Here is a 13,465-nt window from a genome sequence, read left to right as displayed (position 1 = left end):
GACCATGGTCAATTTTGGCCGCATGATGCGAGAATCTCGCTAAACGGCCGCGTTCATGACGACTATTGCAAATCACTCGGAACGAAACATCATTCGCCTTCAACTGAAGCAGAACGTGGTTCTCAAGGAACTGCGCGACAGCGAAATGGCGGCGCTGGAACCTTATTTGACGATCGAGAATCACCAGAAGGGCGACTTGCTGATGAACCAGGGCGTGCAAGAGATGTCGCAGTACTTCATCCTGGACGGCATCCTCAAGCGCCAGGTCTCCAACCAGGAAGCGAAAGAAATGATCCTGCGCTTCTCGGCGGAACGCGATATCGAAACCAGCTACGCCGCCTGGTGCCTGAAGATGCCGACGCCATTCAGCATCGCCTGCGTCACCAAGGTGCGGGTGGCGCGCATGCCGCTGCCGCAGTGGGTCGACTACATGCGCAGTCACAGCACCGTGAAGCAGGCGTTCGAGTACGAGGTCATGAACCTGATGAGCGGCATCATGGCGCACACCATCACGCTGCATCTGCTCGATGCGCCGGGCCGGGTGCACCGCTTCATGCGCAAGCACCCCGACCTGTTCGAACGGCTGCCGAAGAAGGAACTGGCGGCATACCTGAACCTGTCGCCAGAGACGCTGAGCCGCCTGAAGAATCGGGGGAAGATCTGAAGGGCTGACGAAGTAGCCATGTTCGCCGGCGCCAGCACGTCGCCCCGCGAAGGCGGGGGCCCAGGCTTGCAAGCGTCGCGGTAACGCAGGCAGACCGGGCCGCCGCCTCGCGCGGGGGCGGCGGTGGTTTTCATGCGAAACCGGTTGCGTGTCGCTACACCCGTTCAGGCCGTGGCCAGCCGCTGCAGCCGCACCCCGCCGCGTTCCTCGGTCATGGTCTGCTCCAGCAGCTTCACCAGCGCATAGGCCGAATCGATATGCGGCGTTGGCGTGTCGGTCATGCGCGCCAGCTCGATCACCGAACCGACCAGGGCGTCGATTTCCGGTCCCCGGCCCGCCTCCACGTCCTGCAGCATCGAGGTCTTGTGCTTGCCGATCTTTTCGGCGCCCTCGATGCGCCGGTCCAGCGTGACCCTGAACGTGATGCCCAGCTTGCTGGCGACCGCTTCCGCCTCGCGCATCATGGCCGCGGCCAGCTCGCGCGTGAGCGGATACTGGCAGATGTCGACCAGGGTCGAATGCGCCAGTGCGCTGATCGGGTTGAAGCTGACGTTGCCCCACAGCTTGAGCCAGATCTCGGCGCGGATATTGTCGAGCACCGGCGACTTGAAGCCGGCCTGCTGGAAGCAGGCCGCGACCGCCTCCACCCGCTCGCTCGACGTGCCGTCCAGCTCGCCCAGTGGAAAGCGCGCGCCTTCGATGTGCCGGATGACGCCCGGCGCCACCAGTTCGGCGGCCGGATAGACCACGCAACCGAGCACCCGCTCGGGTGGAATCCGGCGCGCAAGGACCCCACCGGCGTCGACGCTGTGCACGGTGCGCCCGTCGAATTCGCCGCCATGGCGGTGAAAGTACCAGAACGGTATGCCGTTCTGCATCGTCACCACGACGGTCCGTGGACCGAACAGCTTGCCGACCTTGGCGGACACGCCGTCGACCTGGTGCGCCTTCAGCGCCAGGATGACCAGGTCCTGCTCGCCGGCCGCATCGTAGTCGTCGGTGGCGCGCACCTGCGACGCCACCTTCTCCTCGCCGTCGATTTCGATGAGCTTGATGCCGTTCGCGCGAATTGCCTCCAGATTGGCTCCCCGCACGATGAACGTCACCTCCTCCCCCGCCAGCGCCAGCCTGGCGCCGACCAGGCCGCCGATTGCCCCTGCTCCAATTACTGCGATCTTCATGACCAGCTCCCTATCGTTTTACTCGAAACTGTCTACTCGAACCGATTGATGAGCTTTCCGATGCCGTCGATTTCTACCTCGACCGTGCTGCCCGGCCGCATCGATCCGACACCGACCGAGGTCCCGCACAGCAACAGGTCGCCCGGCTCCAGTGTCATGTCCTGGGAAATCCTGCTGACCAGCTCGGCCACCGAAAACACCATGTCGTTGATCGGGAAATCCTGGCGCACCTCGCCATTGAGCGTCGTGCGCACGACCAGCATCGCCGGGTTGAGCCCGGTGGCGATCACCGGCCCGAAGGGGCAGAACGTATCGAAGCCCTTGGCGCGCACCCACTGGGGAAAGGTCGGGTCGCGCCCGATGATGTCGCCCACGGTGACGTCGTTGGCGCAGGTGTAGCCGAATACGTGCTCGAGCGCGTCCTCCACCGCCACGCCGCTGCAGCGGCGGCCGATCACGATCGCCAGTTCGCCCTCGAACGCCACCTTGCCCTCGCAGCGCGGCTTGCGGATCGTGCCGCCAGGCGCCAGGTAGGACGTCGGCGGCTTCATCAGGTACAGCGGCTCGGCCGGCGGCGCCAGGCCCAGCTTCTGGCCGAGCGCGTGGAAATTGTTCCACATCGCCAGGACCTTGCCGGGCACGACCGGGGCAAGCACCTCGACCTCGTCCAGGTTGATGGCCAGGTCGGTGCGGTGCGGGCTGTCGAACATATCGCCTTTGAAGATCCGGATCTTGTCGCCCTCGATCGTGCCGAATCGTACGGTGTCGAGGTGTTGAAAACGTATCCAGTGTCGGATCATGGGGATGTCTCTCGTACGTGGGTTCGGGGATGGTCTGATTGTGAAAGAAGCATTTCCGTATATCCTTGACCACGGTTAAGATTCGAAAATCTCCGCCCTACACCCCGATCTGGCGCTGCTGGATCGCGGACCAGTCGATGAAGGCGCCGGGATTGCAGCCGGCGGCGCTCAGCTGCGCATGGCAGCGCTCCTTGGCGCTCAGGATCGCCTCGACCAGGAAGTCGGCGTCGTGCGCGCTCAGCAGATGGGACTGGTGTCGCGCCAGGTAGTTGCGCAGGCCGGTGCGGTCGTCGGCGCCGGCGACCGCGCTCGCGTAGAGTCCGGTATCCCAGACCCAGCTCAGTCCCAGTTCATGGAAGGCCGCGTTATAGGCGTTGCACTCGGCGTCAGGATTGCTGTTGCAGGTCGTCGTCATGGCACTCTCCAGTGGGTGGTTGCGGTCGAGCTGTTGAAAACCATCGTATGCCAACAAAATGATGAGTAACAGTGAAAGTTTTTAGGGATAATCATTCACGATTACTTATATCTGCGAGGCGCAACCCATGAAGAACGCGACACTGCGTCAACTGAAGGTCTTCGAGGCCGTCGCGCGCCGCCTCAGCTTTTCGCGCGCCGCCGAGGAACTGCACCTGACCCAACCGGCCGTGTCGACCCAGATCCGCACCCTCGAGGGCCACGTCGGGATGCCCCTGTTCGAACAACTGGGAAAGAAGGTCTACCTGACCCAGGCGGGCGACGAGCTGCTGCACTTCAGTCGCGCCATCATCCAGCAGTTCGACGAAGCCGAAGACGCCATGGCGCAGCTCAAGGGAATTGCTGGGGGCAAACTGAACGTCGCGGTGATCAGCGCCGGCGACTATTTCTTCCCCCAGCTAATGGTCGCGTTCGCGCGCCAGCATCCGGGCGTGCAGCTGAACCTGACGGTGCACAACCGCGAAGAACTGCTGGCCGAGCTGGCCGCCAACCGCACCGACCTGGCCGTGATGGTGCGCCCACCCGAAGGGCTGGACACGCAGAACGATGCCTTCGCCCCCCATCCCTACGTGATCGTGGGCGCACCAGGCCATCGGCTGGCCGGACGCGGGCCCGTCACGATGAAGGAAGTCATCCGCCAGCCGTTCGTGGTGCGCGAACCCGGGTCCGACACCTGGTTCTCGATGCAGGATGCCTTCGGCCCCCACCTGGCCGGCTTGAACGTCGCGATGGAAATCAAGAGCACCGAGACAATCAAGCAGGCGGTCATCGCCGGCATCGGACTGGGCTTCCTGTCGGCCCACACGGTCGGCCATGAGCTGGCCGCGCGCAGCCTGGTGGTACTGGACGTCGCGGGTTTTCCGCTGATGCTAAACTGGTACGTGGTGCACCGCCGCGAAAAGCGGCTGCCACCGGTGGCACGGGCGTTTCGCCAGTTCCTGCTGAGCGAAGGCGCGCAGAGAATAGCCCAGCTCATACCGACGCCGCAGGCAGGTATCTGAGGCCTCGGAGCCAACCGCTCTTCCCTGGCGAAGCGGCTCCGGCTGCGGCGCTGCAGCATGCTCAACAATCATAGTTCAATGCCGACAACATTCACTCTGTGAATAACTGGTATCAGAACTCGAAATTGGAAGCCCCGGGAAGTAAGCCCTATATTTACCGCATCGAACATACCAACTTTCAGGAGCTCATCATGATCAACGCACCAGCCCATACCAATTTCGCCGCCCCGTCGCACTCGCTGCTGTCGCTCATCGTCGCCTTCTTCACGCTCAGCCTGCGCGAGAAGCTCGAGCCAGGCTATACCGGCCAGGATTCCGATGCGGCCTACTACGGCTGCGGCCTGTAATTCGCGGTCTTGTTGTCGTCCGACAACAACGTATGACGTCGTCCGAGGCGCTGCGCACCGGATAGGACATCCAGTGCGCGGCACAACACGCCCCACCTGACATCCCCTACCCCTGCATCAGCGCGCGCACATGCGCCGCGCAGCCGCCGGCCAGTCCCGCGGCGCTGTAGCCCCCTTCGAGGATCGACACGATCCGGCCCTGGCACACATCCCCGGCAATCGCCATCACTTCGCGCGTGATCCACGCGAAATCCTCGTCTTCCAGGTTCATGCTGGCCAGCGGGTCGAGCCGGTGTGCGTCGAAGCCGGCCGACACGACGATCAGTTGCGGCGCGAAGGCGCGCAATGCCGGCAGCAGCACGCTTGCCGAGCGGGCGCAGAACAGATCCGGACTGCAGCCCGGCGGCAACGGCACATTGACGATATTGCCGTTCACTCCCGATTCGCTGGCCGCGCCGGTGCCCGGATACAGCGGCCACTGGTGGCTCGATCCGTAGAACAGCTCGCGCCGGTCGAAGAACGCGGCCTGCGTGCCGTTGCCATGATGCACGTCGAAGTCGATCACGGCGACCCGCTGCAGGCCATGCGTCTCGAGGGCGTGGACGGCGGCGATGGCGGCCTGGTTGAACAGGCAAAAACCCATCGCCCGGCCAGGCTCGGCATGGTGTCCGCAAGGCCGGGTCGCGCAGAACACGTTGGCGGCCTCGCCCGCCATCACGGCATCCACGCCGGCGCAGGCGGCGCCGACGCAACGCATCACCGCGTCCCACGAGCCGGGCGACATCAGGGTGTCGCCGCCGTCGAGCGCCACCAGGCCGCCCAGCGGCGCCGCGGCAGCGATCGCATCGACATACTCGGCGTCGTGTACCAGCAACAGCTGTTCGCGCGTGCCGGACGGCGCCTCGCGCCACACCAGTTGGGCGAATTCGGGCTGGCGCAATGCCGCCATGACCGCATGCAGGCGCCACGGCGACTCCGGATGGCCGGGCCCGGGTTCGTGCCCGAAGCAGGCCTGGTGATGAAACACGAGGGTCGGCAGCTCAGTCGGCGGCGATGGCATGGTTCGACATCCTTTCGATGGCCTGGCACAGCGCCGAATGATCGAGCTGCGCCATGCCGTGCGCGGCGCACGAGTTCATCAGCTCCTGCGCGGTGGCGGTGCTCGGCAGCGAGATCCCGAGGCTTTTCGCGCCCTGCAGCGCCAGGTTCAGGTCCTTCTGGTGCAGCTCGATGCGAAAGCCCGGTGCGAAGGTGCGCTTGACCATGCGCTCGCCGTGCACTTCGAGGATGCGCGAGGCGGCGAAACCACCCATCAGCGCCTGCCTCACCCTGGCCGGATCGGCGCCCGCCTTCGAGGCGAACAGCAGCGCCTCGGCCACGGCCTGGATGTTCAGCGCAACGATGATCTGGTTGGCCACCTTGGTGGTCTGGCCGTCGCCGTTGCCGCCCACCAGCGTGATGTTTTTCCCCATCAGCTCGAACAGCGGCCGGGCGCGGTCGAACGCCTCCTGCGCGCCGCCCACCATGATGGTCAGCGTGGCCGCGCGCGCGCCCACCTCGCCGCCCGATACCGGCGCGTCGAGGTAGTCGCACTGGCGCTTGTTGATCTTCTTCGCGAATTCCTTGGTGGCCATCGGCGAGATCGAGCTCATGTCGATCACGATCTTGCCCGGGGTGAGGCCGGCGGCCACGCCGTCGGCGCCGAACAGCACCTCTTCCACGTGCGGGGTGTCGGGCACCATCACGATGATGATGTCGGCGCGCTTGGCCACCTCGGTGGCGCTGGTGCAGACGGTGGCGCCGCCCTCGATCAGCGCCAGCGGCGGATTTTTCAGGTCGTGCAGGTACAGCTTGCAGCCGCCCTCCTGCAGTTTGGCGGCCATGGGGCCGCCCATGATGCCAAGGCCGATGAATCCTACTTTCGTCATGATGGTCTCCAGGTGTGATGAGTGGTCGACGCGCGTGAACGCGCCTGCAGCCGGCGCGCCTACAAGCCGTGTTCGGCCATCCAGCCCAGGCCCTGCGCGGTGCCGGCCTGCGGTTTGTACTCGCAACCGATCCACCCGGCATAGCCGATGTCGTCGAGCATGCCGAGCAGGTAGCGGTAGTTGATCTCACCCGTGCCGGGTTCGAAGCGGCCCGGGTTGTCGGCCAGCTGGATGTGGCGAATCAGCCCGAGGTTGGCCTTGATCGTCGCCGCCAGTTCGCCTTCCATGCGCTGCATGTGGTAGATGTCGTACTGCAGGAACAGGTTGTCCGCGCCGGTCGCGGCGATGATGTCCAGCGCCTGGCGCGTGCCGTGCAAGAAAAATCCCGGGATATCGAAGGTGTTGATCGGCTCGATCAGCAGGTCGATTCCCTCGCGCCGCAAGGCGCCGGCGGCGAAGCCGAGGTTGGCCACCAGCGTGGCCTGCGCCGCATCGAGCGCGACCCCGGGCGGCACGATGCCGGCCAGGCAGTTGAGCTGCTTGACGCCGAGCGCCCTGGCGTAATCGATCGCCTTGCCCACGCCGTCCTGGAATTCGCCTTCGCGCCCCGGATGGCAGGCGATGCCGCGTTCGCCCGCGGCCCAATCCCCGGCCGGCAGGTTATGCAGGACCAGCCTGAGACGCCAGGAGTCCAGCCGGTCGGCGATGTCTTCGGCGCGGTAAGCGTACGGAAACAGGAACTCGACGCCCCGAAAGCCGGCGCGGGCGGCGTGCCCGAAGCGGTCGAGGAAATCGACTTCGTTGAACAGCATGGTCAGGTTGGCGGCAAGCTTGGTCATGGCGGTTCCCTGTGGTGGCCTTACTTCACGTCCAGCACTTCGTTGAACTCGTTGAGCGCGTCGATCTCGGTGCCCATCGCGATATTGGTGACGCGCTCGAGGATGATCTCGACGACCACCGGCACGCTGTACTGCGCCATCAGCGCCCGTGCGCGCTCGAAGGCCGGGATGATGTCATCGGGCCGGAATACCCGGAGCGCCTTGCAGCCCAGGCCCTCGACCACGGCCACGTGATCGACGCCGTAGCCTTCCAGCTCGGGCGCATTGACGTTCTCGAAGGCCAGCTGGACGCAGTAGTCCATCTCGAAGCCGCGCTGCGCCTGGCGGATCAGGCCGAGGTAGGCGTTATTCACCAGCACGTGGATATACGGCAGCTTGAACTGGGCCGCCACTGCCAGCTCCTCGATCAGGAACTGGAAATCGTAGTCGCCCGAGATGGCGACGATGTCGGCGTCCGGCTCGGCCACGCGCACCCCCAGCGCCGCCGGAATGGTCCAGCCCAGCGGGCCGGCCTGGCCGCAGTTGATCCAGTGGCGCGGGTGATGCACGTGCAGGAACTGGGCGGCGGCGATCTGCGACAGGCCGATGCTGGCGACATAGCGCACATCGCGCCCAAAGAATTCGTTCATCTCGTGGTAGACGCGCAAGGGCTTGACCGGCACGTCGTCGAAATCGCTCTTGCGCAGCATGGTGCGCTTGCGCTCCTGGCACTCGCCCAGCCACGTCGATCGGTCGCGCAGCCGGCCGCTGGCGCGCCACTCGCGGGCCACGTCCACCAACAGTTCGAGCGCGGCCCCGGCATCGGACACGATGCCGAAATCGGGACCGAACACCCGTCCGATCTGGGTCGCCTCGATATCGATATGAACGAAGGTGCGATCCTTGGTGAACACCTCGATGCCGCCCGTATGCCGGTTGGCCCAGCGGTTGCCGATGCCCATGACGAAATCGGAGGCCAGCATGGTCGCATTGCCGTAGCGGTGGCTGGTCTGCAGGCCGGCCATGCCGGCCATCTGGGGATGGTCGTCGGGGATGGCGCCCCACCCCATCAGGGTCGGAATCACGGGCACGCCGGTGATCTCCGCGAATTCGACCAGCAGCGCGGACGCGTCGGCATTGATGATGCCGCCGCCGGCGGTGATCAGGGGGCGCTCGGCACGGTTGAGCATGTCGAGCGCTTTCTCGACCTGGGCCCGCGTCGCCCGCGGCTTGTACGGCGCCAGCGGCGCATAGGTATCGCCGTCGAACTCGATCTGCGCCATCTGGACGTCGATCGGCAGGTCGATCAACACCGGACCGGGGCGCCCGGAGCGCATCACATGAAAGGCCTGCTGGAACACGCGCGGCACCAGGGCCGGCTCGCGCACGGTGACCGCCCATTTGGTGACCGGCTTGGCGATCGATTCGATGTCGACCGCCTGGAAATCCTCTTTGTACAGGCGCGCGCGCGGCGCCTGGCCCGTAATGCAAAGGATCGGTATCGAATCGGCTTGCGCCGCGTACAGGCCGGTGATCATGTCGGTGCCCGCCGGACCGGAGGTGCCGATGCACACGCCCAGATTGCCGGCCCTGGCGCGGGTATAGCCCTCGGCCATGTGCGAAGCGCCTTCGACGTGGCGCGCCAGGTAGTGGCGGATGCTGTCACGCTTGCGCAGCGCGGCGTAGAAGGGATTGATCGCGGCGCCAGGCACGCCGAAGGCGACGCTGATTCCTTCCTTCTCCATCACCAGCACTGCTGCCTCTGCTGCGGTCATCCTTGCCATTGCTTACCTCCAGGCTCATAAAGAAAACGCACGATTGCGATGGACCAATGCTAGAGCTTCGGACGGCGGTTGATAAGAACACAAAAAGTAGGTTTATTCGATCTCTGGAGTATGGAATACTGCAGGCATGGACAAGGTCAAACAGATGTGGGCCTTCGTCGACGCCGTCGACAAGGGCAGCCTCGCGCGCGCCGCGCTGGGGCAAAGCATCACGCCGGTGATGCTGGGACGGCGCATCGATGCACTCGAGCGGCGCCTGGGCGTCAAGCTGTTGCACCGCACGACCCGCCACCTGACGCTGACCGAATCGGGATCGCTGTTTCTCGAGCACTGCCGCAAGCTGCTGGCCGATATCGAAATCGCCGAAACCATCGTGTCCGACGTTCGGCACCAGGCCAGCGGACACCTGATCGTGTCGGCGCCGGCGGCCTTTGGACGGCTGCACGTGGCGCCGCACGCACCGGCCTTCCTCGCCGCCAATCCCAACGTGCAGATCTCGTTCAATCTCACCGACCATGTGGTCGACCTGGTCCGGGAAGGCTATGAACTGGGGATCAGGATCGGTGGCGCGCTCGACCCGAACTTCGTCGCCGTGCGGCTGGCGACCAACCGGCGCGTGGTGTGCGGCACCCCGGCCTACTTCGCGCGCTGCGGCATCCCGCGCACGCTCGAAGAACTGGCGCAGCACAACTGCCTGGCCTTCAACCTGCAGGGCGGCCAGCAGCGCGGCTGGTACTTCCAGAAGGACGGCAAGCCGGTGACCATCAAGGTGAACGGCAACCTCGATTGCAATGACGGGGAATTGCTGCACCGCTGGGCGGGCGAAGGACTCGGGCTGGCCTGGCGTTCGACCTGGGAGATCCAGGCGCAGCTGGCCGCCGGTGAACTGATGACGGTGCTCGACGAGTATGCGCTGCCGGACTACGACATCATGGCCGTGTACATGCAGCAGCGCCACCTGCCGGCTAGGGTGCGCGCCTTCATCGACGCCCTGAAGGCGGTGTACGCCGCGCCGGGATACTGGACGCGGCCGGCGTCGCGCTAGTTCAGATGACCCGCTCCTCGCGCAGCAGCGTGATCTGCTCGGGCGAGTAACCCAGCTCGGACAGCAATTCGTCGGTGTGTTCGCCCAGCAGGGGCGAACGGCGCACTTCGGTCGGACTGTCCGAGAGCTTGATCGGGTTGCCCACGGTGAGGTAGGGCCCGCGCTCGGGATGGTCGACCTCGACGATGGTGCCGGTGGCGCGCAGCGAAGGATCCTCGGCGATTTCCTTCATCGACAGGATCGGTCCGCACGGGATCTCGTACTTGTTCAGGATATCCATCGCCTCGAACTTGGTGAGCGTCGTGCTCCACTCCTCGACGGCGGCGAAGATCGCCATCAGGCGCGGCAGGCGCGCCTTCGGCGTTGCATAATCGGGGTCGGTGATCCACTCCTCGCGTCCGATCAGCTTGCACACCGAGGCCCAGACCTGGGCCTGCGCAATGAAGTAGATATACGCGTTCGGATCGCTTTCCCAGCCCTTGCACTTGAGGATCCAGCCCGGTTGGCCGCCGCCGGAAGCATTGCCCGCGCGCGGGACGGAAGCGCCGAAGCGGCCGTCCGCGAACTGCGGATACTCTTCCATGACGCCAGTGCGCTCGAGGCGCTGCTGGTCGCGCAGCTTGACCCGGCACAGGTTCAGCACCGCGTCCTGCATCGAGGTGAGCACTTTCTGGCCGCGCCCCGTGGTGTTGCGCTGGTATAGCGCGGTGACGATGCCCAGCGCCAGGTGCAGGCCGCTGCCGCTGTCGCCGATCTGGGCGCCGCTGACCATCGGCGGACCATCGTCGAAGCCCGTGGTGCCTGCCGCGCCGCCGGTGCACTGGGCCACGTTTTCATATACCTTGCAGTGCTCGTAGGGCCCGGGGCCGAACCCCTTGACCGACGCGACGATCATGCGCGGATTGAGCTCCTGGATGCGCTCCCAGCTGAAGCCCATCCGATCGAGCGCGCCCGGCGCGAAATTCTCGACCAGCACATCGCAGTCCTTGATCAGCGTTTCCAGGACCTTCTTGCCGGCAGGCCGCTTGGTATCGAGCGTCATGGAACGCTTGTTATGGTTGAGCATGGTGAAGTACAGGCTGTCCACGCCCGCGATGTCGCGCAACTGGCCGCGGGTCGCATCGCCCTCGCCGGAACGCTCGACCTTGATGACATCGGCGCCGAACCACGCCAGCAGCTGGGTGCAGGTCGGTCCGGACTGGACATGGGTGAAATCGAGGATGCGAACGCCTTCCAGTGCCTTGCCCATGCCAGTTTCCTCCGAAGATTTCACTTAGTTAATTGATTTTGCGCTCAGCAATGCGCGAGTGCAAGCATTACCGGTGTGATAACAGCTGTGTCGACACATCTTAGCGAGGCCTGGCCTGCGCGCTCAATGACCATAGTCAAGAATCATGAAATGACACTTTGACATCGACGAATGCTTGTCGGACAAGAAAACGGGCTTCCGCAGAAGCCCGTCGTGGTGTCGCATGCCCGCCTCGGAGCTGCTAGGCCGGCAACGGCCCTTTGCCCAACGCGTTTTCTTCCGCGTAGCGGTTACGGGAGTACGTGACGTGATTGCGCAGCACCGGTCGCAGTACCGTGATCGCCAGCAGCGCCGCCGTCAGGTCCATGATGGCCACGGTGTACAGGACGGTCGACCAGGTACCGGTCGCCTCCATCATCAGGTTGCCGACCGGGACGAACAGCGCGCCGATGCCCTTCGCGGTGTACAGCACCCCATAGATCTTGCCGATGTGCTTGGTACCGAAAGCGTCGCCGGCCAGGGCCGAGAACAGCGAGTACACCTCGCCCCATGCCAGGAACACGATGCCCGAGAGGATCAGGAAGGCATAGGGATTGCTGCCGAAGTAGCCGAGTGCGATGATGCCGCAGCCTTCGAGCGTGAACGCGATGACCATGGTCTTCTCGCGGCCGATATGGTCCGAGATCCAGCCGAACAAGGGCCGCGAGATGCCGTTCATGATGCGGTCGAGCATCAGGGCCAGTGGCAGGGCTGCCATCACGAAGAAGTGCAGGTCGACCTGGAATTCCTTCACGCCCAGATCTTGTGCGATCACGCCGAGCTGGGCGACCGCCATCATGCCGCCGGTAACCACCAGGACGAACATGACCAGCATCAGCCAGAACAGTTTGGTGTTGAGCGCCTCCTTGAGCGTGTAGTCGTGCGTCGATTGCGCCAGCTTGCTCGACTTCGCGACCTCGGCCGGCCTCGGCGAGCGCAGGAACCAGGCCGCGATGAAGGCCAGCGACCCCTGCAGGATGCCGAAGAACAGGAAGGTCTGCTGGAAGCCAGCCGACTCGATCATGGCCGCGATCGGCAGGATCGTGGCGGCCGAACCGGCGCCGTAGCCACCCGCCGTCAGGCCGACGGCGAGGCCGCGGCGATCCGGGAACCACTTGATCGCATTGTTGATGCAGGTCGCATAGATCGAGCCGACGCCGATACCGCCGACCGCCGCACCGACATAGAAGCCCGCCAGGGTGGTCGCTTGCGAATTGATGACCCAGGCCAGGCCGATGAAGATGGCGCCGAAGGCGACCATCAGGCGCGGACCGAACTTGTCGATGAAGTAGCCCTCGAGCGGCGCGAGCCAGGTCTGGACGATGACGAACAGCGTGAACGCGACCTGGATGCTCGCCCGCGACCAGCCATAGGTTTCCTTGATCTCGGGGACGAACAGGGTCCATGCATACTGAATATTCGCGGTGGCAATCATGCAGACGACGCCGACGGCAAGCTGGAACCAGCGCGTCGAGTCGGAGACGGGTTGACCGGGGCGAAGCGCTGCTGCCGATGAATTATTCATTTTGGCGCTCCTTGATTGATGCAGTGTTGTACTTCCAGACGTGTAGTCGGATATGCGGGCGCCCGGGGCACCTGCCTGGTTAAGGTTTCCAGCATTTTCATGTCTCCATTTTTTATGGTGTGATGTGCATGCTTCACGTCGAGTACTGGACCCGCGCGCCAACCCCTACGGCTTTTTTAATTGAAATATATTTACGACGCTCTGTCATTAAAAAAGACGTCGGCATGCTCCTGGCGGCCGAACTGCCCACCAGGCGAGACAGCCGCTTGACACAGTGCTCTTCGGATTTGAATGTCCGTTATTGCCGCTCTCCTCATATCGCAAGATTGGATACCCGACGATCGCAACTGGCATCGCGTTCACTGCTTTCATCATCGCCCCCTGACAGGCAGCAGTGCAGCGTGGTCAGGAAAACGGTGAAAGTGGGATGATGTTGCTGGAGGCGATTTTCAGAATCATTGACCGCGGTTATGTTTTGATTTTTTTTTGAACACGACGCCCGACGGCCTCAAACACAATGTGACTTACGCGATCGACGTTATGACACTTGCCACACTCATGATCTTCCCGACAAGCTGCAAGCCCGGCTAATTGTCGTCAATCTGTAATT

At 64.1% G+C, this 13,465-nt stretch carries 13 protein-coding genes; 4 read left to right on the top strand and 9 right to left on the bottom strand.

Going from position 1 to position 13,465, the window contains the following annotated elements; translation table 11 throughout:
* Positions 1 to 55: 55 nt before the first annotated feature.
* On the top strand, positions 56 to 664 hold the full coding sequence (locus tag AC56KW_RS01715) for a Crp/Fnr family transcriptional regulator (RefSeq protein ID WP_497168998.1): 609 nt from the start codon (positions 56 to 58) through the stop codon (positions 662 to 664).
* A gap of 164 nt (positions 665 to 828) precedes the next feature.
* Here AC56KW_RS01715 and AC56KW_RS01710 read toward each other — a convergent pair whose 3' ends face one another.
* The 3 genes from AC56KW_RS01710 to AC56KW_RS01700 all read right to left on the bottom strand — a co-directional run bounded on the left by AC56KW_RS01710 (position 829) and on the right by AC56KW_RS01700 (position 3,060).
* The gene (locus AC56KW_RS01710) at positions 829 to 1,845 is read right to left on the bottom strand and encodes a 2-dehydropantoate 2-reductase (RefSeq protein WP_497168997.1); all 1,017 of its coding nucleotides are present in this window, start codon (positions 1,843 to 1,845) and stop codon (positions 829 to 831) included.
* 32 nt (positions 1,846 to 1,877) lie between these two features.
* Positions 1,878 to 2,645, bottom strand: coding sequence for a fumarylacetoacetate hydrolase family protein (locus AC56KW_RS01705; RefSeq protein WP_497168996.1), 768 nt, complete (start codon positions 2,643 to 2,645; stop codon positions 1,878 to 1,880).
* Positions 2,646 to 2,742: 97 nt separating this feature from the next.
* Positions 2,743 to 3,060 carry an HAD family hydrolase gene (locus AC56KW_RS01700; RefSeq protein ID WP_497168995.1) on the bottom strand — a complete coding sequence of 106 codons (318 nt, stop codon included), beginning with the start codon at positions 3,058 to 3,060 and terminating at the stop codon, positions 2,743 to 2,745.
* Between the two features lie 127 nt (positions 3,061 to 3,187).
* Here AC56KW_RS01700 and AC56KW_RS01695 point away from each other — a divergent pair, with 127 nt between their 5' ends.
* Complete coding sequence (locus AC56KW_RS01695) at positions 3,188 to 4,120, top strand: LysR family transcriptional regulator (protein ID WP_497168994.1); 933 nt, start codon at positions 3,188 to 3,190, stop codon at positions 4,118 to 4,120.
* Between the two features lie 191 nt (positions 4,121 to 4,311).
* The gene (locus AC56KW_RS01690) at positions 4,312 to 4,467 is read left to right on the top strand and encodes a hypothetical protein (protein ID WP_497168993.1); all 156 of its coding nucleotides are present in this window, start codon (positions 4,312 to 4,314) and stop codon (positions 4,465 to 4,467) included.
* Positions 4,468 to 4,573: 106 nt separating this feature from the next.
* On the opposite strand, the gene AC56KW_RS01685 is transcribed toward AC56KW_RS01690, so the two are convergent.
* Genes AC56KW_RS01685 through gcl form a run of 4 tightly spaced genes read right to left on the bottom strand, consistent with a single transcriptional unit; the run spans position 4,574 to position 8,997 of the window.
* Positions 4,574 to 5,527 (bottom strand): histone deacetylase family protein, encoded by a 954-nt coding sequence (locus AC56KW_RS01685; protein WP_497168992.1) that lies wholly within the window; start codon positions 5,525 to 5,527, stop codon positions 4,574 to 4,576.
* On the bottom strand, positions 5,508 to 6,407 hold the full coding sequence (locus AC56KW_RS01680; RefSeq protein ID WP_497169074.1) for a 2-hydroxy-3-oxopropionate reductase: 900 nt from the start codon (positions 6,405 to 6,407) through the stop codon (positions 5,508 to 5,510). The genes AC56KW_RS01685 and AC56KW_RS01680 overlap by 20 nt, the downstream gene beginning before the upstream one ends.
* Positions 6,408 to 6,454: 47 nt before the next feature.
* A complete protein-coding gene (gene hyi, locus AC56KW_RS01675) occupies positions 6,455 to 7,234 on the bottom strand; it encodes a hydroxypyruvate isomerase (protein WP_497168991.1) in 780 nt (259 codons plus the stop codon).
* 20 nt (positions 7,235 to 7,254) lie between these two features.
* Complete coding sequence (gene gcl, locus AC56KW_RS01670; protein ID WP_497168990.1) at positions 7,255 to 8,997, bottom strand: glyoxylate carboligase; 1,743 nt, start codon at positions 8,995 to 8,997, stop codon at positions 7,255 to 7,257.
* 127 nt (positions 8,998 to 9,124) lie between these two features.
* Here gcl and AC56KW_RS01665 point away from each other — a divergent pair, with 127 nt between their 5' ends.
* Positions 9,125 to 10,042, top strand: a complete 918-nt coding sequence (locus tag AC56KW_RS01665) for a LysR family transcriptional regulator (RefSeq protein WP_497168989.1) — start codon at positions 9,125 to 9,127, stop codon at positions 10,040 to 10,042.
* Position 10,043: 1 nt separating this feature from the next.
* Here AC56KW_RS01665 and frc read toward each other — a convergent pair whose 3' ends face one another.
* Together frc and oxlT are read right to left on the bottom strand one after the other, a co-directional pair.
* Positions 10,044 to 11,291, bottom strand: coding sequence for a formyl-CoA transferase (frc, locus tag AC56KW_RS01660; RefSeq protein ID WP_497168988.1), 1,248 nt, complete (start codon positions 11,289 to 11,291; stop codon positions 10,044 to 10,046).
* Positions 11,292 to 11,532: 241 nt separating this feature from the next.
* Complete coding sequence (oxlT, locus tag AC56KW_RS01655) at positions 11,533 to 12,855, bottom strand: oxalate/formate MFS antiporter (protein ID WP_497168987.1); 1,323 nt, start codon at positions 12,853 to 12,855, stop codon at positions 11,533 to 11,535.
* Between the last annotated feature and the right edge of the window lie 610 nt (positions 12,856 to 13,465).

The sequence above is a fragment of the Telluria sp. RT2P19 genome, from assembly GCF_059685725.1.
The sequence above is the reverse complement of the archived record's forward strand: the minus strand, read 5'-3'. Positions and strand labels throughout refer to the sequence as shown.